Source organism: Streptomyces sp. 351MFTsu5.1 (assembly GCF_000383655.1).
Taxonomy (GTDB): domain Bacteria; phylum Actinomycetota; class Actinomycetes; order Streptomycetales; family Streptomycetaceae; genus Streptomyces; species Streptomyces griseorubiginosus.
This window is the reverse complement of the sequence record NZ_KB911787.1, coordinates 80,889-100,977: the sequence shown is the minus strand read 5'-3', so window position 1 is coordinate 100,977 and position 20,089 is coordinate 80,889. Positions and strand designations below refer to the sequence as shown.

14 protein-coding genes are annotated in these 20,089 nt (G+C 70.8%); 6 read left to right on the top strand and 8 right to left on the bottom strand.

Features of this window, described 5'->3' with window-relative positions; genetic code table 11:
* Positions 1 to 62 precede the first annotated feature (62 nt).
* Entirely contained in the window at positions 63 to 2,507 is a 2,445-nt protein-coding gene (locus H295_RS0127245) for a penicillin acylase family protein (RefSeq protein WP_020138526.1), read from the top strand.
* Positions 2,508 to 2,518: 11 nt separating this feature from the next.
* On the opposite strand, the gene H295_RS0127240 is transcribed toward H295_RS0127245, so the two are convergent.
* The 3 genes from H295_RS0127240 to H295_RS0127230 all read right to left on the bottom strand — a co-directional run bounded on the left by H295_RS0127240 (position 2,519) and on the right by H295_RS0127230 (position 6,143).
* Positions 2,519 to 4,072: an acyl-CoA synthetase gene (locus H295_RS0127240; protein WP_020138525.1), complete on the bottom strand. Its 1,554-nt coding sequence runs from the start codon at positions 4,070 to 4,072 to the stop codon at positions 2,519 to 2,521.
* A complete protein-coding gene (locus H295_RS0127235; protein WP_020138524.1) occupies positions 4,069 to 5,178 on the bottom strand; it encodes a nitronate monooxygenase in 1,110 nt (369 codons plus the stop codon). The genes H295_RS0127240 and H295_RS0127235 overlap by 4 nt, the downstream gene beginning before the upstream one ends.
* A 113-nt stretch (positions 5,179 to 5,291) precedes the next feature.
* On the bottom strand, positions 5,292 to 6,143 hold the full coding sequence (locus H295_RS0127230; RefSeq protein WP_020138523.1) for a helix-turn-helix transcriptional regulator: 852 nt from the start codon (positions 6,141 to 6,143) through the stop codon (positions 5,292 to 5,294).
* A gap of 54 nt (positions 6,144 to 6,197) precedes the next feature.
* Between H295_RS0127230 and H295_RS0127225 the strand changes: the two genes are divergently transcribed.
* The gene (locus H295_RS0127225; protein WP_028809797.1) at positions 6,198 to 7,010 is read left to right on the top strand and encodes an SDR family NAD(P)-dependent oxidoreductase; all 813 of its coding nucleotides are present in this window, start codon (positions 6,198 to 6,200) and stop codon (positions 7,008 to 7,010) included.
* Between the two features lie 38 nt (positions 7,011 to 7,048).
* Here H295_RS0127225 and H295_RS0127220 read toward each other — a convergent pair whose 3' ends face one another.
* The 3 genes from H295_RS0127220 to H295_RS0127210 form a co-directional block, all read right to left on the bottom strand.
* Positions 7,049 to 8,620: a phytoene desaturase family protein gene (locus tag H295_RS0127220; RefSeq protein ID WP_020138521.1), complete on the bottom strand. Its 1,572-nt coding sequence runs from the start codon at positions 8,618 to 8,620 to the stop codon at positions 7,049 to 7,051.
* Positions 8,621 to 8,730: 110 nt separating this feature from the next.
* A complete protein-coding gene (locus tag H295_RS0127215; RefSeq protein ID WP_020138520.1) occupies positions 8,731 to 10,959 on the bottom strand; it encodes a tetratricopeptide repeat-containing serine/threonine-protein kinase in 2,229 nt (742 codons plus the stop codon).
* Between the two features lie 61 nt (positions 10,960 to 11,020).
* Positions 11,021 to 11,866 carry an oxygenase MpaB family protein gene (locus H295_RS0127210; protein WP_106960955.1) on the bottom strand — a complete coding sequence of 282 codons (846 nt, stop codon included), beginning with the start codon at positions 11,864 to 11,866 and terminating at the stop codon, positions 11,021 to 11,023.
* A 644-nt stretch (positions 11,867 to 12,510) separates the two neighbouring features.
* Between H295_RS0127210 and H295_RS0127205 the strand changes: the two genes are divergently transcribed.
* Positions 12,511 to 13,956 (top strand): glycoside hydrolase family 43 protein, encoded by a 1,446-nt coding sequence (locus H295_RS0127205; RefSeq protein WP_020138518.1) that lies wholly within the window; start codon positions 12,511 to 12,513, stop codon positions 13,954 to 13,956.
* 188 nt (positions 13,957 to 14,144) lie between these two features.
* Complete coding sequence (locus H295_RS43605) at positions 14,145 to 16,439, top strand: family 43 glycosylhydrolase (protein WP_028809795.1); 2,295 nt, start codon at positions 14,145 to 14,147, stop codon at positions 16,437 to 16,439.
* 506 nt (positions 16,440 to 16,945) lie between these two features.
* Here H295_RS43605 and H295_RS0127190 read toward each other — a convergent pair.
* Both H295_RS0127190 and H295_RS0127185 read right to left on the bottom strand, forming a co-directional pair.
* Positions 16,946 to 17,215: a hypothetical protein gene (locus H295_RS0127190; RefSeq protein WP_199788625.1), complete on the bottom strand. Its 270-nt coding sequence runs from the start codon at positions 17,213 to 17,215 to the stop codon at positions 16,946 to 16,948.
* A gap of 283 nt (positions 17,216 to 17,498) precedes the next feature.
* Positions 17,499 to 17,741, bottom strand: a complete 243-nt coding sequence (locus H295_RS0127185) for a hypothetical protein (protein ID WP_020138515.1) — start codon at positions 17,739 to 17,741, stop codon at positions 17,499 to 17,501.
* A gap of 511 nt (positions 17,742 to 18,252) precedes the next feature.
* Between H295_RS0127185 and H295_RS0127180 the strand changes: the two genes are divergently transcribed.
* Both H295_RS0127180 and H295_RS0127175 read left to right on the top strand, forming a co-directional pair.
* Positions 18,253 to 19,203 carry a hypothetical protein gene (locus tag H295_RS0127180; protein WP_020138514.1) on the top strand — a complete coding sequence of 317 codons (951 nt, stop codon included), beginning with the start codon at positions 18,253 to 18,255 and terminating at the stop codon, positions 19,201 to 19,203.
* Positions 19,200 to 20,042 (top strand): hypothetical protein, encoded by an 843-nt coding sequence (locus H295_RS0127175; protein WP_020138513.1) that lies wholly within the window; start codon positions 19,200 to 19,202, stop codon positions 20,040 to 20,042. The genes H295_RS0127180 and H295_RS0127175 overlap by 4 nt, the downstream gene beginning before the upstream one ends.
* Positions 20,043 to 20,089 lie beyond the last annotated feature (47 nt).

Sequence of the window (20,089 nt, the reverse complement as noted above, 5' to 3'; positions counted from 1 at the left end):
CGGGACAACCTACCGGTTGGTACGCTCAACCGCTCCTTCCCTCAATGACGTTGGGAGGCACGATGCGCACCCGCCCCAGACGCACGGTCGTCGCGGCCGTGGCCCTGTTCGCCGCCGTCGGCGCACTGCCGGCCGCAGCCGCGCAGGACCAGCACCAGGAACAGCGCCATCCGTCCCACGGCGGCCTGTCCGCCACCATCCGCTACACCGAGTACGGCATCCCGCACATCCTCGCCAGGAACTACGCCGACCTGGGCTTCGGCACCGGATGGGCGCAGGCCGCCGACCAGGTGTGTGCCCTCGCCGACGGATTTGTGACTGTACGCGGCGAGCGTTCGCGGTACTTCGGGGCCGACGCGGCCGCCGACTCCGCGCTCTCCTCCGCCACGAAGAACCTCGCCAGCGACCTGTACTTCCGCGGGGTGCGGGAGGCGGGCACGGTGGAGCGGCTGATGGCCCAGCCCGCGCCGCTCGGTCCCGGCCGTGAGGTGAAGGAGCTGATGCGGGGCTTCGCCGCGGGCTACAACACCTGGCTGGAGAAGAACCGGATCACCGACCCGACGTGCCGGGGTGCCGCATGGGTGCGTCCCGTGTCGGTCCAGGACGTGGCCGCCCGCAACTTCGCGCTCGCCGTGCTCGGCGGCCAGGGGCGGGCCGTGGACGGCATCACGGCCGCCCAGCCGCCCGCGCCCGCCACCCCGCAGGCCGGCACCGCGTCGACCGATGCCCCTTCGGCCGGTACCCCTTCAGCCGGTGCACCGGACGCCGAGGACACCGCCCGCGCCGCCCGTGAGCTGTTCGCCGCCGACTCCGCGGACATGGGCTCCAACGCCGTCGCGTTCGGCGGGTCCACCACGGCGAACGGCCGCGGGCTGCTGCTGGGCAACCCGCACTACCCCTGGCAGGGCGGCCGCCGCTTCTGGCAGTCGCAGCAGACCATCCCCGGCGAACTGAACGTCTCCGGCGGCTCGTTGCTCGGTTCGGCGACGGTCTCCATAGGTCACAACGCCCAGGTGGCCTGGAGCCATACCGTGGCCACCGGCGTCACGCTCAACCTGCACCAGCTGACCCTGGACCCGGCGGACCCCACCGCGTACCTGGTGGACGGCAAGCCGGAGCGGATGACCGAGCGCAGGGTGACCGTCGCCGTCAAGGACGGTGAACCGGTGACGAGGGCCCAGTGGTGGACGCGGTACGGTCCGGTCGTCACCTCGCTCGGGGCCGCGCTCCCGCTCCCGTGGACGACCACGACCGCCTACGCCCTGAACGACCCCAACGCCACCAACCTGCGCGCCTCCGACACGGCTCTCGGATTCAGCAAGGCCCGCGGCACGGCCGACGTGCTCGACGCGCTGAAGCGCACCCAGGGCCTGCCGTGGGTCAACACGATCGCCGCTGACTCGCGGGGCCACACGCTGTTCACGCAGTCCCAGGTGCTCCCCCGGATCACCGACGAGCTGGCCCAGCGCTGCTCCACCCCGCTGGGCAGGGTCACCTACCCCGCCTCCGGGGTGGCGATCCTCGACGGCTCCCGCGGCGACTGCGCCCTGGGCAGCGATCCGGACGCCGTACAGCCGGGGATCTTCGGGCCCGCGAAGATGCCGGTCCTCAAGGACGCGCCGTACGCGGAGAACTCCAACGACAGCGCCTGGCTGGCCAACGCACAGCGTCCGATCACCGGGTACGAGCGGGTCTTCGGCACCATCGGCACCCAGCGCTCGATGCGTACCCGCGGGGCCTTGCGGGACGTGTCCGCGATGGCCGCGCGCGGGCAGTTGACCGTACGGGACCTCCAGGCACAGCAGTTCGCCAACCGGGTGACCGCGGGCGACCTCGTCGCGGCGGACGCGGCGAAGGCGTGTGCGGCACTGCCGGGCGGGACGGCAACCGGCAGTGATGGCAAGGCCGTTGACGTCGGTGAGGCCTGCGGGGTGCTCGCGGCCTGGGACCGCACCGCGGACACCGACAGCCGGGGCGCGCTCCTCTTCGACCGGCTGTGGCGGAGGCTGCCGGTGTCCCAGTTGTGGAAGGTGCCGTTCTCGGCGGCCGACCCGGTGGGCACGCCGAACACGCTCGACACGGGCGCGCCGGCCTTCTCGGCGGCCCTCGCGGACACGGTCGCCGAGCTGAGGGCTGCGGGCATTCCGCTGAACTCCCGGCTCGGCGAGCACCAGTTCGTCGTGCGGAACGGGAAGCGGATCGCCGTGCCGGGCGGGACCGAGTCGCTGGGTGTGTGGAACAAGGTGGAGCCGGTCTGGGATCCGGCGAACGGCGGGTACACCGAGGTGACGACCGGGTCCAGCTACATCCAGGCGGTCGGCTGGAACGGCGGCCGCTGCCCGGTGGCCCGGACGCTGCTGACGTACTCCCAGTCCTCGAACCCGGACTCGCCGCACTTCAGCGATCAGACACGGCTGTTCTCGGCGGAGCGCTGGGTGACGTCCCGGTTCTGCGAGAAGGACATCCTGTCGTCGCCGGCGCTGCGGATCGTCCGGGTCCGCTCCTGAGCGGCTGAGGCTCACACCGGCCGGGAGCGCCCCTCCCAGTACGGGTCCCGCAGGCGTCGCTTGTACAGCTTGCCGTTGGGGTCGCGGGGCATCTCGGTGATGAAGTCGACGCTCTTCGGGCACTTGTAGCCCGCGAGCCGTTCGGCGCAGTGGGCGAGGAGGTCGGCGGCCAGGTCCGGCCCGGGGGTGTGCCCCGGGGCCGGTTCCACCACCGCCTTGACCTCCTCGCCCCAGTCGTCGTGCGGGATGCCGAAGGCGGCGGCGTCGGCGACGGCTGGGTGCTGGAGCAGGACCGACTCGATCTCGGCGGGGTAGATGTTGACCCCGCCGGAGATGATCATGTCGATCTTGCGGTCCCGGAGGAAGAGGTAGCCGTCCTCGTCGAGGTAGCCCAGGTCGCCGACGGTGAAGAAGTCGCCGATGCGGTTCTTCCGCGTCTTGGCCTCGTCCTTGTGGTACGCGAAGCCGCCGGTGTTCATCTTCAGGTACACGGTGCCGAGTTCACCGGGCGGCAGCCGGTGGCCGTCGTCGTCGAAGATCGCGAGTTCGCTGATGGGCCAGGCCTTGCCGACCGTGCCGGGCTTCTTCAGCCAGTCCTCGGCGGTGGCGAAGGCCCCGCCGCCCTCGCTGGCCGCGTAGTACTCCTCCACGCAGGGCCCCCACCAGTCGAGCATCGCCCGCTTCACGTGGTCGGGGCAGGGGGCGGCACCGTGGATGGCGTGCCGCATGGACGACACGTCGTAGCGCGCCCGGACCTCGGCGGGCAGCGCGAGCAGGCGGTGGAACTGGGTCGGGACCATGTGGGTGTGGGTGCACCGGTGTTCGTCGATCAGCCGGAGCATCTCCTCCGGGGTCCACTTGTCCATCAGCACCAGCGGGTGGCCGATGTGCAGGGACGCGGCCGCGAACTGGAGGACGGCCGTGTGGTAGAGCGGCGAGCAGACGAGGTGGACGTTGTCGTCGAAGGGCCGGATGCCGAAGATGCCGAGGAAGCCGCCCAGGTACGCCTCTTCCGGGGTCCTGCCTGGCAGGGGCCTGCGGATGCCGCGCGGGCGGCCCGTCGTGCCGGAGGTGTAGTTCATGACCCAGCCGAGCTCGCGGTCGGCGGGCGGCGACTCCGGTTGCCCGGCGAGGAGTTCGGCGTACGGCCGGAAGCCGTCGACCTCGCCGACGGCGTACCGGTGGGTCGCCGCCAGGCCCGCCTCGTCGGCCGCGTGCCGTGCCGCGTCGGCGAAGCGTTCGTGGGCGAGGAGCACCTTGGCGCCCGAGTCGGCGACGATCCAGGCGATCTCGGGGGCGACGAAGTGGTGGTTGACCGGCACCAGGTAGAAGCCGGCCTGGCTGGCGGCGAGGTGTGCGGTGAAGAACTCGACGCTGTTGGGCAGGACCACGGCGAAGGCGTCGCCGCGTTCCAGCCCGGCGGCGCGCAGACCGTGCACCAGCTGGTTGGCGGCGGCGTGCAGGCGGCCCGCGGTCCAGGACGAGCCGTCGGGGGCGATGAGGACCGTGCGCGAGGGGTCCTGCGCGGCCTGGGCCCAGAAGCCCGCGGGGGGTGTGCTCGTCACTGGCCGCTCCTTCCGGCGATGCGGTTGATGCGATCGACGGCTTTCTCGAAGCCGCGGGTGAGGTCGTCGAAGACGGCCTGGACACTGCGTTCGCTGGTCATCCGGCCGACGATCTGCCCGACGGGCGTGCCGAGCAGGGGCTCGACCTCGTACTTCTGGATCCGGGAGACGGCGTCGGCGACCAGCAGCCCCTGGAGGGGCATGGGGAGGGTGCCGGGTCCGTCGGCGGAGTCCCAGGCGTCGGTCCATTCGGTACGGAGCTGACGTGCCGGTTTTCCGGTCAGGGCGCGGGAGCGGACGGTGTCGCCGGAGCCGGCCGCGAGGAGCTTCTCGATCAGCTTGGGTGAGGGCAGTTCGGCCTCTGTGGTGGTCAGCCATATGGAGCCCAGCCACACACCCTGGGCGCCGAGTGCCAGCGCTGCCGCCACCTGCTGTCCGCTGCCGATGCCGCCGGCCGCTAGCACGGGCAGCGGGGCCACGGCGTCGACGACCTCGGGGGTGAGCACCATGGAGGCGATGTCCCCGGTGTGGCCGCCGGCCTCGTAGCCCTGCGCGACCACGATGTCGATGCCGCCCTCCTGGTGCTTGACGGCGTGCCGGGCGCTGCCCGCGAGGGCGGCGACCAGGACGTTCCGCTCGTGCGCGCGGGCCACCACGTCGGCGGGCGGGGAGCCCAGGGCGTTGGCCAGCAACCGGATCGGGTAGTCGAAGGCCACGTCCAGTTGGTTGCGGGCGACCTGTTCCATCCAGCCCGTGATGCGCCACCCGGACGCCTCGCCCTCGGCGAGTTCGGGGACGCCGTACTTGGCGAGGGTGTCCTTGACGAACTGCCGGTGGCCTTCGGGGATCATCGCCTCGACGTCGGCCTCGGTCACACCCTCGACCTTCTTGGCGGGCATGACGACGTCGAGGCCGTAGGGCTTGCCGTCGACGTGGGCCTCGATCCAGTCGAGGTCGCGTTTGAGTTCGTCGGGTGCCGTGTAGCGGACCGCGCCGAGCACTCCGAAGCCGCCGGCCCGGCTGATGGCCGCGGCGACGGCGGGGAACGGCGTGAAGCCGAAGACGGCGTGCTCGACTCCCAGTGTCTTGCTCAGCTCCGTCTGCATGGGCGCAGGATGCCGCAGTCCTGTGGACGACGGAAGAGGTTTTCTGATGCTCCGTCAGATTCGGGTCGGGATCGCGCGGGACTCCGGCCGGTCCGGCTCCTCGGTCCGAGCGCTCAGCCGGGGACGTCCAGCCGCTGGGTGCCGATCACCGACAGCAGCCGCAGCGCCTCCTCGGACCGCGAACCCGGCGTGGCGGTGTAGATCACGACGCGCTGGTCCCGGTCGGCGATGTCGAGGACATCGCAGTTGACGGTGACCGGCCCGACTGCGGGATGGTCGAAGGTCTTGCGGAGTGTGGGCGTGGCCGTGACGTCGTGGGCGGCCCACAGTCGCGCGAACTCCACGCTGCCGTCCAGGAGTTCGGCCACCAGAGAGGTCACCTCGGGATCGTCGGGATAACGGGCCGCGGCGGCGCGCAGCTGCTGGACCGACGAGCGGGCGAACTCCTCGCCGTCCGAGACCCCGTACAGCCGGCGGTCCTCGGGGTGCGGCCCCAGGAACACGCGGCGGACGAGGTTGCGGTCCCGGCGGGAAAGCCGGGAGAAGTCCTCCATGAGCGCCGCGGCCAGGTCGTTCCAGGCGATCACCTCATGGGTCGCCGAGATGACGAAGGCCGCGGCCTGCGGCAGCCGGTGCAGCAGGTCCACGATGCTCTGCCGGACCTCGCGGGAGGGACCCGGCGGCGGGCCCGGCGGGGTGCCGGCCAGGTGGTGCAGGTGGTCGCGTTCGGCGTCCGCCAGCCGCAGGGCACGGGCCACCTGGGCCAGCACCTCGCGGGACGGGCGGGGTGCGCGGGCCTGTTCGAGGCGGGTGTAGTACTCGGTCGAGATGTACGCCAGCTGCGCCACCTCCTCGCGGCGCAGCCCCGGCGTGCGGCGGCGCGGCCCGGCGGGCAGCCCCACGTCGGCGGGGGTGATGCGCTCGCGTCGGCTGCGCAGGAAGTCGGCCAGTTCTCGTCGGTCCACGCCCCCAGTGTGCGCGGACGTCCGGGTGGCCAGCCAGGTACCGGCGGTGCCTGGATGAGCCGTGGTGCGGGGCGCAGGCTCGTCGGCATGAACAACACGACCACCACCACTGCCCTGCTCGCCGACAAGGTCGCCTTCATCACCGGTGCCGGACGCGGCATCGGCGCGGCCGCCGCCCGGCTGTTCGCCCGGGAGGGGGCCCGCGTGCTGCTCGCGTCCCGCACCGAGACCGAACTCAAGGCGGTGACCGAGGAGATCCGTGCCGCCGGCGGCACGGCCGACCACGTCCGCTGCGACCTGGCCGACCCGGAGAGCGTCCGCGCCGCCGTGGACCGGGCCGTCGAGCTGTACGGCCGGCTGGACGTCGCCTTCAACAACGGGGCCACCGTCCAGCACCCCGGACCGATGGACGAGCTGTCCGAAGCCGACTTCGACCGTGTCCTCGCGGTCAACCTCAAGGGCCCCTGGCTGGCCATGAACGCCGAGATCGCGGCGATCCGGGCCACGGCCGGGACGGGCGCGATCGTCAACAACTCCAGCGTGGGCAGCCTGATGGCCAACCCGTGGCTGCCCGCCTACGGCGCCGCCAAGCGGGCGGTCAACAGTCTCACCGCGTCGGCCGCGGCCACCTACGGTCCGGAGGGCATCCGGGTCAACGCCGTCGCCCCGGGCGGCACGATGACCAAGATGATCGACGACTGGGAGGCCGCGACGCCGGGCATCCTCGAGCGGCTCGTCGCGCAGACCCCGCTGGGCCGGGGCGCCGACCCGCACGAGATCGCCGAGGCCGCGGCGTGGCTGCTGAGCGACCGGGCCTCGTACGTCACGGGGGTGGTGCTCAGGGTCGACGGCGGAAGCCGGGCCTGACCGGCGCGGGGCGAGGTCAGATCCCGGCCTCCGCCAGGTCAGTCCCCGGTCTCCGCCAGCACCGCCATCGCCGCGTTGTGCCCCGGCACCCCGCTCACCCCTCCCCCGCGCACCGCGCCCGCCCCGCACAGCAGCACGTTGGCGTGCCGGGTCTCGACGCCCCAGCGGCCGGTGTCCTCCTGGGCATACGGCCAGGACAGTTCGCGGTGGAAGATGTTGCCGCCGGGCAGCCGCAGGTCCCGCTCCAGGTCGAGGGGGGTCCTGGCCTCGATGCAGGGCCGGCCGTCCGCGTCGGTGGCCAGGCAGTCGGTGAGCGGCTCTGCGAGGTGGGCGTCGAGCTGGGCGAGGGTGGCGGCGAGGAGCTCCTCGCGGACGCCGTCGTTGTCGTGGTCGAAGAGCCGGGCCGGGGTATGCAGGCCGAACAGGGTGAGGGTCTGGTAGCCCTGCTCGACGAGGTCGGGACCGAGGATCGTCGGATCCGTGAGGGAGTGGCAGTAGATCTCGGAGGGCGGCGCCTCGGGGAGGCGTCCCGCGGCGGCCTGGGCGTGGGCGGTGGCCAGCTGCCGGTAGCCCTCGGCGATGTGGAAGGTCCCGGAGAACGCCTCGCGCGGGTCGACCTCGCCGTCCTTCAGCCGCGGCAGCCGCTTGAGGAGCATGTTGACCTTGAGCTGGGCCCCTTCGGCGGGGGCGGGGGGCTGGTCACCGGTGAGGGCGGCGAGTTCCTGCGGGGAGGCGTTGACCAGGACGTGCCGGGCGCCGACGACGCCTTCGCCGTCGGCGGTGCGGTAGGTGACCTCCGCCGCGCGTCCGTCCGAGGAGATGCCCACCACCTCGTGCCCGGTGGCGAGGACCGCGCCGGCGTCCCGGGCCGCGCCGGCCAGGGCGTCGGTGAGGGCGCCCATGCCGCCGACGGGTACGTCCCAGGCGCCGGTCCCGCCGCCGATCACGTGGTAGAGGAAGCAGCGGTTCTGCGCGAGGGAGGGATCGTGGGCGTCGGCGAACGTGCCGATGAGCGCGTCGGTCAGCACCACGCCCCGGACCAGGTCGTCGGCGAAGCGGGCCTCCACGGCCACCCCGATCGGCTCCTCGAACAGGACCCGCCACGCCTCCTCGTCGTCCACGCGCCGGCGCAGCTCGTCCCGGCTGGGCAACGGTTCGGTGAGCGTGGGGAAGACGCTCTTCGCGACGCGGCCCGTCATGTCGTAGAACTCCTGCCAGGCCCGGTACTCGCTCTCGCCGCCGGTGAGCCTGGCGAAGGCCTCCCGGGTGCGGCGCTCGCCGCCGCCGACGAGGAGCCCGGTCGGCCTGCCGTCCCGCTCCACCGGGGTGTACGACGAGACGGTGCGGGTGCGGACGCGGAAGTCCAGGCCGAGGTCGCGCACGATCTTCCTGGGCAGCAGGCTGACCAGGTAGGAGTAGCGCGACAACCGGGCGTCCACGCCGGTGAAGGGCCGGGTGGAGACGGCGGCACCCCCGGTGTTCCCGAGCCGTTCGAGGACCAGCACGGACCGGCCGGCCCGGGCCAGATAGGCGGCGGCGACCAGGCCGTTGTGGCCGCCGCCGACGATGACGGCGTCGTAGCTCCGCTGAGGTCCCTCGTGTGCAGGCATGGTTCTTCGTAACACGTGGTGATCTAGGTCGGCCAGAGGGGCGGCATCCGGCGGGACTGCCGGGCCAGGCTGCACCCGGTGGTCAGCGCGCTCCCTGGACTCGCGCCCCCCTACGCCCCTCGCTGCCTGAGGGCCGCCACCCTCCGGTAGAGCGCCACCGCCTCCTCGCCCCGGCCGAGCTGCTCCAGGCAGTGGGCCTCGTCGTTGCGGCTGGCGAGAGTGTCGGGGTGGTCGGGTCCGAGGACGTGCTCGCGGGCGGCGGCCACTCTGCGGTACTCGGTGAGGGCGTCCGCCCAGCGGCCGAGCCAGCCGAGGCCCACGGCCACCTCGCGACGGCTGACCAGGGTGTCCGGGTGGTCGGGTCCGAGGACGCGTTCACGGATCGCGCACACGTCACGGGACTCGGCGAGGGCCTCCTCCCAGCGGCCGAGGCGGCCGAGGTTGACGCCGAGGCCGTGCCGGGCGCGCAGGGTCTCGGGGTGGGCGGGGCCGTGGATGCGGGTGCGGTCCTCGATCAGGTCGCGGTAGAGCTGGAGGGCGTCCGCGCTGCGGCCGAGGCGGCCGAGGCTGATGCCGACCTCGTAGCGGGCGGCGAGGGTGTCGGGGTGGTCGGGGCCGAGGGCCTCGGCACGGGCCTGAGCGACCTCGTGATAGGTCCGGAGGGCTTCGTCCCAGCGGCCCAACTGGCCGAGCGCATAAGCGACTTCGTACCGGGTGACCAGGGTGTCGGGGTGGTGGGGGCCGAGCACCCGGGTGCGGGCCGCGGCCACCTCGCAGGCCATCCGGTACGAGTCCTCCAGGCGCCCGAGCCGGCTGAGGTTGAAGGCGAGGTTGTGACGGCAGCGGAGGGTGTCGGGGTGGTCAGGGCCCATCTGCCGTTCCCTGGCCTCCAGGACCGAGTTGTAGACCTGGTGGGCGTCGACGTGCCGGCCCAGCCGGCCGAGGACGTACGCCATCTCCTGGCGGGCCGCGAGGGTGTCGGGGTGGTCGGCGCCCAGGATGCGGGTCCTGGCCGCGGCCACGTGCTTGTACTCGCGCAGGGCGTCGGCGGCGCGGCCGGTGCGGCTGAGCGTGAAGGCGACCTCGTAGCGGCTGGCGAGGGTGTCGGGGTGGTCGGGGCCCAGCAGGTGCTCGCGCTCCGTGGCGACCGCGCGGTGCACCTCGCCGGCCTCCGTCCAGCGGCCGAGACGCCCCAGGCTGAGTCCCGCGTTGTGCCGTCCGGCCAGCGCGGTGACCGTCTGCGGGGACGGCAGCGGCGGTTCCGCGGGCACGGGGTCCGCGGTGCGGCCGGTGGCGGGGCGGGCGATCCACTCGCCGGTCAGGGCCGCTCCGGCGTCCGGGGGCGTGGTGGCGAGTCCGGCGCCGGTGGCCTTGTGGCCGGTGGTCATGCCGCGGGTCCAGGAAGGCAGCCGGGTCTCACGGGGGCGTTCCGGTCGGGGCGCCGGGAATTCGGGCTGCGGGGTCACCACGGTCGGCACGTACGCCGGTGTCGTCCGGCCGAGTGTGATCCGGCGCCCCACCTCGCGGGCGTCGTGGGGGCGTTGCTCGGGACGTTTGGCCAGCAGGTCGAGGATGACCTTGTCGAGGTACTCGGGCAGTTCGGCGCGGTGGCTGCGCGGCGGCGTGGGCGCGGTGTCGCGGTGGCCGACCAGGATCGCCCAGGCGTCGCCCAGGTCGAACGGGGGCGCCCCGGTGGCGATCTCGTACAGCACGCACCCCAAGGAGTACAGGTCGCTGCGCTGGTCGACCTCGGTGCCCCCGATCTGCTCGGGCGACATGTAGTGCGGGGTGCCCATCGCGATGCCGGTGCCGGTCAGCCGGGAGGTGAAGCCGATGTCGTGGCCGAGACGGGCGATGCCGAAGTCGCAGATCTTCACGGTGCCGTCGGTGAGCCGGACGATGTTCGCGGGCTTGAGGTCCCGGTGCACGACGCCCTGCCGGTGGGTGTAGGCGAGGGCGGCGGCGACCTGGTCGGCGATCTCGACGACGTCGGCGACGGGCAGCGGGTGCTGTTCGTTGTCCTCCAGGAGCTGGCTGAGGTTGCGGCCCTCCAGGAGCTCCATCACCAGGTAGAGCACCCCGTCGGACTCGCCGAAGTCATGGACGACGGTCACCCCGCGGTGGCTGAGGGCCGCGGCCACGCGCGCCTCGCGGCGGAAGCGCTCCCTGAGGACCCGGGTGAAGTTCTGGTCGTGCTGCCCGCCCAGCGGCTTGAGGCACTTCACGGCGACGTGCCGGCCCAGCGACTCGTCGCGGGCCCGCCACACCTCGCCCATGCCGCCGCGCCCGATCAGGTCGAGCAGCCGGTACCGCCCCTGGATGAGCCTGCTGTCCCCCATCTCCTGCGACCGCCCCCGTCGAACTCGCCCCGCCCTCCCCTGGCCCGTCCAGTATGGCGACCTATCGTCCGAGTTTGTACGGGGCGGGCCGGGTGCCTGGCCCGAGCCGGGCCATGGCCCGCAGGATGTGCTGGGGCGGGAGTTGCCAGCGCACCCGTGCGGGCACGCAGCGCAGCAAGGTGCCGGTGGCGCGCAACTGACGGGTGACGGTGGCCGGTTCGGGGGCTCTCCTGCCGTACAGCTCGTGGGCGTACGGCGGCAGGGCGGCGTACGCCAGGTGCGCCACGCGCCGCCACAGCAGCTCGCGCGCCGGGACGAGGAGGGGGTGCGTCGGCGGGCGGAGGAGGAAGTCGTCCACTTCGCGAGCCTCGGGTGTGAGGGCGAGTTCGGGGAGCACCTTCTCGAAGTAGGCGGCCATCTCGGCCTGGTTCGCGGGTACGGCGTCGGGGTCCAGGCCCACCAGGCGGGCGCTGACCCGGTGTTCGCCGATGTAGGTGTCGGCCTGCTCGTCGGTGAGGCGGAAGCCGGAGCGCCGGGCGACCTGGAGGTAGGAGTCGATCTCGGCGCAGTGCACCCACAGCAGGAGTCCGGGTTCGTCGACGCCGTAGCGTTCGCCGGTGTCCGGGTCGGTCGCCCCGAGCATGCTGTGGATCTTCCGGACCCGGGCGCCGGCCTTCTCCGCCGCCTCGGTGGTGCCGTAGGTCGTGGTGCCCACGAAACCGGCGGTGCGCATCAGCCGGCCCCAGGCCTCGCGCCGGAAGTCGGAGTTCTGCGTGACGCCGCGCACCGCGCGCGGGTGCAGTGCCTGGAGGTAGAGCGCGCGGACGCCGGCGACCCACATCATCGGGTCGCCGTGCATCTGCCAGGTCACGGACCTCGGACCGAACAACCCTGGATCACCCGTCATGCCGGAAGTGTGACCGGGATCGGTAGTTGGCACCAGGGAATGTTCGTGACCTGCGCTGATGCCAACTGGATTCAGCAGCCTTATGCCCGCAATCAGAGAGCGGTCCGGTGCTGCTCTCCGCCCCGCACGGTGCCGCGCTCGCGACGGCCGGGCTCGTCGCCGCAGTTGGCGCTCTGACGCGCGGCCCGAGCGCGTAGGGAAATCTCCGCAGCTCAGGGGGCGTAGCGGAGAAAGTCTCACCGTCGTGGGCGGTTGCGGGGTGCGAACGCGCAGAAATCGAACTGGCCGGTTTCATTGACGCGATTCTTACTGAGACCTATCTTCTGATCGAACTTGCGAACAACGTTCGATTTTTCGAACCATGGCCGTCAAAGGGGACAGTCCGTGTTGCGCACCCGTCTCCGGCGTACTTGTGAGCCGGCTCCGGCGGCCCTCTGCACCGCCTTCGTCACCCGACCCGCCACGGCGGGGTCCCCGGTCGCTGCCATGCTCACGCGGAAACCGCGGCACATCGGCCGCTGACCAGCGCGACGCGGCGCCCACGTCGCGCGGAGCCGGTCCTGCCCCCAACAGCACGGAGGCCGGGCCTCACCATCGACCTCACTTGCCCCTGATCACGGCACCCCAAAAAGACAGGAACGGATATGCCCGCGGTTCTCTCACGGCTGGCGGCGATATTTGTCGCCGCCTGCCTGCTCTTCACCGCCCAAGTCGTGACCACGCCTCAGCGGGCGGCCGCCGCTGACCCGGGTTACCTGATGCTGCACTTCACCGGTGAGGGGTCCGGCGGTCAGCAGATGTACCTCGCGCACAGCGCGGACGGCCTGCACTGGAACGACCTGAACGGCGGAGCTCCGATCCTGCGTTCCACGGTCGGTACGAAGGGTGTGCGCGACCCCGCACTCGTGAGATCCCCCGACGGCAGCAAGTACTGGATCATCGCGACCGACCTGTGCATCGGCTGCGGGCAGGACTGGAACGCTTCCATCAACAACGGCAGCCGCAACCTGGTGGTGTGGGAGTCGTCGGACCTGGTGTCCTGGTCGGAGCCGTGGCTGCTCAACGTTGCCGGCGCGATCCCGGACGGCCGCAACGCCTGGGCCCCCGAGGCGATCTGGGACCCCGCGACCAACGACTACGTCCTGTACTGGTCGACAAACGTGCCCCTCAACGGCAAGACGAAGCACCGCATCTTCTACGCCCGCACCAGCGACTTCCGCAGCATCACCACCCCGCAGATCTACATCGACCGCCCCGGAGCCCAGGAACTCATCGACACACAGATCGTCGAGGTCCCGGCCGGCGTCGGCGACTACCGCTACGTACGCGCCTCCGGTGACGGCCAGATCACCCTCGAGGGCAGCAACTCGATCCTCGGTACCTGGACGGCCCTCGGCAACCTCTTGGGCATCGGCGTGACCGGTACGCAGGGCCCCGGCAACAAGGTCGAGGGCCCGATGTGGATGAAGTTCCGCGACCGCAATGAGTGGGCGCTCTACCTCGACCAGTACGCCACAGGACGCGGCTACATGCCGGTCACGACCACCAACCCCTCCGCCACCGGCACCTACCAGCTCCCGGCATCGGGCAGCTACACCATGGGCGTCAACAAGAAGCGTCACGGCTCGATCCTGAACCTCACCGCCGCCGAGGAGACCCGAGTCCTCGCCCGGTACGCCAACACCCCCGCCCAGCGGCTCCAGTCGTTCAACTTCCAGGACCGCTACGTACGGCACGCCAACTTCGACGTGCTCATCGACCAGAACGTCACCAGCGACGACGCCAAGTTCCGGCTGCGGCCCGGCCTGGCGGGCACCGGCACCGTCTCCTTCGAGTCGGTGAACAACCCCGGTTACTTCCTGCGCCACGCCAACTACGACTTCCAGCTGGTCCGCAACGACGGCACCGCCCAGTTCGCCGCCGACGCCACCTTCCGCCAGGTCGCCGGCCTCGCCGACGCCGGCTGGTCCTCCTTCCAGTCCTACAACCACCCCGACCGCTACATCCGCCACTACGCCTACAAACTGAGGCTCGACCCGATCACCACCGCGACCGGACGCGGCGACGCCACCTTCCGCGCCACGAACTGACCCGCACGGAACAGGGAAGCCGGCGCTTCTGCCGTGCCGTTCGCCCTCCAACCCGCCACACAGGCGCGAGCGGCGCCGGCTTCCCTTCCACGAGCCATCCCGATGCACCCCACCCCAAAAAAAGCCGTCCGACATATCGAACGTTGTTCGAATCGTAGGGATGTGAACCCATGCACAGGCTGAGACCAGTGATCCGCCGGAGATTCCGGCCGGGCACTCTCGCCGCCTCGCTCCTGGTGGGCGTCGCCGGCCCAGCGGCCCCCGCCCAGGCAGCAGAGATCACCGATGGCCTGGCTCTCTGGTACAAGCTCGACGCCGCTTCGGGCACCGTGGCGGCGGACGCCTCGGGCAACGGCCGGAACGGAGCCGTGAACGGCACCGCCAGCTGGTCGGGGTCCGGGGAAGGGCTTACGTTCAACGGCTCCGACACCTACATCAAGGTGCCGGACAACATCATGAGCGGCATGAACTCGATCACCGTCTCGATGGACGTCCAGATCGACGCCAGCCAGGCCACGCCCTACTTCTTCTACGGCTTCGGCAACTCCGCCAACGGAGCGGGCAACGGGTACCTGTTCAGCACCGGCAACACGTTCCGGACCGCCATCGCCTCCGGGGCCTTTTCGACCGAGCAGAACACCCGAACCACCAGCGACCTGCCGCGCTCCGTCTGGAAGCACGTCACCTACACGCAGACCGGCACCACGGGCGTGCTGTACCAGGACGGGGTGGAGGTGGCCCGCAACACCTCGGTCACCACCACCCCCGGTTCCATCGGATCCGGCATCACGACGGCCAACTACATCGGCAAGTCCCTCTTCAGCGGTGACAAGCTCTTCAAGGGCAAGATGCGGGACTTCAGGGTCTACAACCGCGCGCTGGCGCCCGGCGAGGTCCTCGAGGTCAGCGGGAACACCACGCACATCGCCGCGGTCGCCCTTCCCTCGCTGAAGATCGACGCGCTCATCGACGACGCCCGCAGCAAGATCACGCTGCCGGTGAAGGAGGGCGCGGACCTCACCGCGCTCGCCCCGCAGTTCACCCTCGCCCAGGGCGCGTCCATCAGCCCGGCCTCCGGCACCCCGCGCGACTTCACCCAGCCCGTGACGTACGAGGTGACCGGCTCAGACGGAACGAAGCGCACCTGGACGGTGAAGGCGCTGGTCATGAGGAGCCCGGTCCTGCCGGGGCTCACCGCCGACCCCAACATCGTCCGCTTCGGCGACACGTACTACATCTACCCGACCACGGACGGCTTCGCGAACTGGAGCGGTACGCAGTTCAAGGCGTACTCGTCCAAGGACCTGGTCCATTGGACGGACCACGGCGTCATCCTGGACCTCGGCCCTGACATCTCCTGGACCAACAGCCGTGCCTGGGCCCCGGCGATGACCGCGAAGAACGGGAAGTACTACTTCTACTACTCCGCCGACGGGAACATCGGTGTCGCGGTCTCCGACTCGCCCACCGGCCCGTTCAAGGACCCCCTGGGCAAGCCGCTGATCGCCCGCGGCGCCTACTCGGGCCAGATGATCGACCCGGCCGTCTTCACCGACGACGACGGCCAGTCCTACCTCTACTTTGCCAACGGCCAGGCGTACGTCGTCCCCCTGAACGACGACATGGTCTCCTTCGACGCCTCCAAGGTCACCAACATCACCCCCAGCGGCTACCGCGAGGGCTCCTTCGTCATCAAGCGCCAGGGCACCTACTACTTCATGTGGTCGGAGAACGACACACGTGACGAGAACTACCGGGTCGCCTACGCCACCGGCTCCTCGCCCACCGGTCCCTGGACCAAGCGCGGCGTGATCCTGGAGAAGGACCTCTCGATCGGCGTCAAGGGCCCCGGCCACCACTCCGTGGTGCAGGTACCGGGCACCGACGACTGGTACATCGCCTACCACCGCTTCGCCATCCCCGGCGGAGACGGCACCCACCGCGAAACCACCATCGACAAGATGGAGTTCGACGACAACGGCCTGATCAAGAAGGTCGTCCCCACCCTGAGCAGCATCGCCCCGGTCACCAGCGGCACCGCCCTGCCGACCGACACCACCCGCTCGCTCCGGTCGGTCAACTTCCCCGGCCGCTACGCCGTCGTACGTTCCGACAGCCTCGGCTACCTCGACCCGGTGACGTCCGCCAGCACCACGGCGATCAAGCAGAACGCCACCTTCACCATCGTCCCCGGCCTCGCCGACGGCAGCTGCTACTCCTTCCGTGACGAGTCCGGCCGCTACCTGCGCCACAAGGACCTCCGGATCCGCTTCGACGCGCCGGGCGGCACGGCGCTGTTCAACAAGGACGCCACCTACTGCGCCCGCCCCGGTTCGGTCGCCGGCTCGGTCTCCCTGGAGTCGTACAACTACCCCGGCCGCTACCTCCGCCACTACAACTACGAGTTGCGCATCGACCCCTTCCAGGACACTGCCACCTTCCGTGCCGACAGTTCCTTCACAGCGGTCACCCCCTGGGCCTGACCGCATTCCCTCACTCGCCAGCTGCCCCGCACGGCTTCACCGTGCGGGGCAGCCCGTGCTTCGGCTCATGGGCTGAGCCGAACCTCAGGAGTTGTCACCAGCGTGACCGGCTGAGCTGGTGAACGGGGACGGTCGAGGCAGCCTGGTTGTCACCCACGAACCATCCGAGTTGTCACAGACGCTCATTCAGCAGTCGTTCTGTCACCAGAAACGAAGATCGGGAGCTTGAGGTTCTCCGCGGCGCTTCCATCAGGTCATGTCCGCTACACGTGCTGGGTCGGGAAGGGTAGTCGACGCCGCTGACACCGGGTTCATCTGGTCGCACCAGTGCAGCTGGGACGACCTTTTCGTGCCGACGGACGTCGACGCGGGGAGGTCCGGCCTGGATCCGGGCGACGGCGAGCTCATCCCGCACCATTGACCAGCGGCACGCCAACGCCCCCGGGGCCGCCATGCCACCGAGGTGCCGGATGCCGCGAAGGTCGGCACCTGGACCGGCGCTTCGTTCAGTCCGGAGGGCGCAATTCGTCGTCCAGGTGGGCCATGGCATAGACCCGCTCATCCGGGTGGCGGGCGAGGCGGGCCATCACCCACGCGGTCTTCGCGTCCATCCCCTTACCGAAGTCGGCGGCCAGGCGCCGCGCCAGCCACGTCGTGCGCGGGGCGAGCACCCACCGTGCGAGCCGGAACCAGACCCGGCCGGTCTCGGCAGTCGTACGGTCTGCGCCCTCGAGGGAGCCCTCCGAGGTGAGATCAGGGGTGTTGGGGGTCGCCACGACGGTGAGTCTTGGCGATGGCCGCAGCACCGGGACGGCCGTCGGGCCAGAGACCACCGCAACGAGCGGTCCTTGCCGTCACCGTTGACGCGGCCCGGGGGCGTCAGGCCGACCGCGCTTCATCCCGCGATCGTACGACGACGAAGAGGCCACCCGCCTCGCCGCCGTTCCTGCCCGGCCAGCCCAGTCCTCTCAGACGTAGTCGCTGCCCGCCGCACGAGGCCCACCGCCTCGACGATCGCCTGTTCGCGAATGCTTAAACAGACCCGGAAGCGCGCTGGGTTTATAGCCAACCGAGGTTGCGCAGTCTCTGGACGGCGATCTCATGGACTGCCCGCAGCTGGTCCTCGTGTTGCCTTCCCAGGCCCCAGTTGTGCCGGTCGATGAATGCGACAGGTCCCCGCAGCTTGATGACCCGATCTTCAGGGCCATAGTCGTCGTCCGGATCTTTTTCGTACTCATCGTCGATGGCCCGCGCGACGGGGCCACTCAGTTCCCAGAACATGCCGTTGGCGACCTTATTCATGCGCCGGTCGTCCTGGTCGTAGGGGACGTAGAAGTAGGCGCTGACGGGGTACAGACCGCGCAGGAACTCATGACCGGTCTCCCCTCGTATCGATCCACTGTTCCGAATGGGGCATTACGGACAGTGGTGGGGGTTGGGCACGTGGACGTACGCCCTCCCAGCGCGGCCAGCGGGGGACCAGCCTGATTGGCGCTAATGCGCGACCATCCGCTGATCGGGCTAACACGTGCTTCGGTGGCGGGCCTCCTGCGATCGGCTCTGGCAGAGTCGATCGGGGTTCAGGGCCCGTGGTCGACGGCGTCCAGCTTTAGTGACCTGGGGAGATGCCATGAGTGAAGCGGGAGACGGCAGCCGCCCGCATGCGGATGAGATGGGCGGCGAGGGGACTGCGTCCCGCACGCCTGCGGGCCCGGGCGGACCTTCTGCGGCGCAGGGCACCGGTCAGGGGCCCAGGCCGCCGTCCTGGCGCGCTGATCACGGGCCTGCTGATCGCCCTCGTGATGGCCAGATCATGGTGACGACGTACGTCTCGGCACAGCACGCCGTCATCGCCCGGAACCTGCCCTGGGGGGTGACCGGCTCCTCGCCGCTCACCACAGCCGTCCAGCAGCACATCTCACTCGACATCCACCACTACTCCGACCAGGCGGCGTTGGAGGCCGCGGCGAACCGGGCGGAGATCTACGGCGGCTTCGTCCCGCAGGGCAACACGGTAGTGATCGCCGAGGCCGCGAGCCTGGTCTCCCCGGCACAGCTGCCGGCCCTGTACGAGCAGGCCGCCAAGCCAAAGGGACAGAAGCTCGCGCTGAAGGTGACCAACAAGCTTCCCAAGCAGGACCCGCTCGGTGTCGTCCCCGGCATCGCCGTGTTCGTACTGCTCGTGGCCGGCTACCTCGGCTCGACCCTCGCCATGCAGCGCACCGGTACCGCGGCCGCCCGCCGGCGCGTCCTGAGCCTCATCGGCCACGCGATCGTCGCGGCCCTCGTGTTCGACGTGATCATCGGTCCGATCCTCGGCGCCTGTCCCGATGTCGGCTCCAACTTCTGGCCGCTGTGGGGCGAGTTCGCCCTCATGTGCCTTGCGGTGGCCCTGTTCGCCGCCACCCTGCAGAGCCATATCGGCCCGATCGGGACCCTGGTCGCCATCGTCATCATGGTCTTCTTCGGCTACCCCTCCGCGGGCGGGGTGAGCGGCACCGCCTACCTGCCGGCCTTCTGGCAGGGCATCGGCCCCGGTCTACCGCCATGGAACGGGACCACCCTGGTCCGCAACACCCTCTACTTCGACGGCAACAGCATCACCCAGCCACTCGTCGTGCTGAGCATCTACGTCGTCGCCGGCGCCGCGCTGGTCACCCTCCTCACCTACGGCCGCCTGCTGTGGTGGCGCGGAGCCAAGAAGCGGCGCTCCCCCATCAGCCCGGAGGAGGAGGGCGGCATCGCCGCCATCCCGCCCGCATGAGACAGCCCCAACAGCACGCCGAGGGCGCCGGACCGTTCACCACGCGGCTCACCTGGCAGCCGCCCGGCGGCGGTACTGCGATCTGGGAATCCCGCCTCGCCCGGCGCCGCGGACTCATCACCGTCCACCCGCCCGGAGCCCCCGCCGCCCGTCACTCCCGTGCCGACGACACCGCCGTCACCCGCCTGCGCAGGCTCAACGCGATCGCCGCCACCGCCTTCGTCCTCGGCGCAGCGCTCTTCGCCGTGGGCGCCGCCGTCGCCCAGTTCGGCTCCGGCGACGCCACCAGCTGCGCGTCGATCTACTTCGCCGGCGGCCTGTGCTTCAACACCGGCGGCTACGTGTCCCTGCTCCAGGTGATCAACGCGCCCCGCCATGTGCCAGGGGGTGAAGGCGCCCTGATCACCCAGCGCTGGCGGTGGTGGAGCTATGAGCCGGCACGGGCCGACTGGCTGAGCGTGTTCGTCCTGTTTGCCGGCACCCTGGTCTTCGCCGTCGACCTGCTCGACTCTTTTCTGCAAGGTCTGACCGTGCAACAGATCAACCGGCTGGTCTGGGCGCCGGACGTGATCGGCTGTGTGCTCTTCCTGATCTCCGGGCACCTCGGCTTCGTCGAGATCTGCCACGGCCGGCCGCGCCTGCTGCCGCGCGACCTGGGCTGGTGGATCGTCGCCGTGAACCAGCTCGGCTCCGCCCTCTTCATGGTCTCGGCAATCGCCGCCTACACCCGCCCCGCCACCGACAGCCTGATCAACGCCGACATCGCCAACTGGGGCACTCTCACCGGCGCCCTCTGCTTCTGCGTCGGCGGCCTCCTCCAGCTTTTCGAACGACCGTAGCCTCGACGACCAGTCGGTAGGTGGCCGGAGAGGTTGAAGCCGAAGGT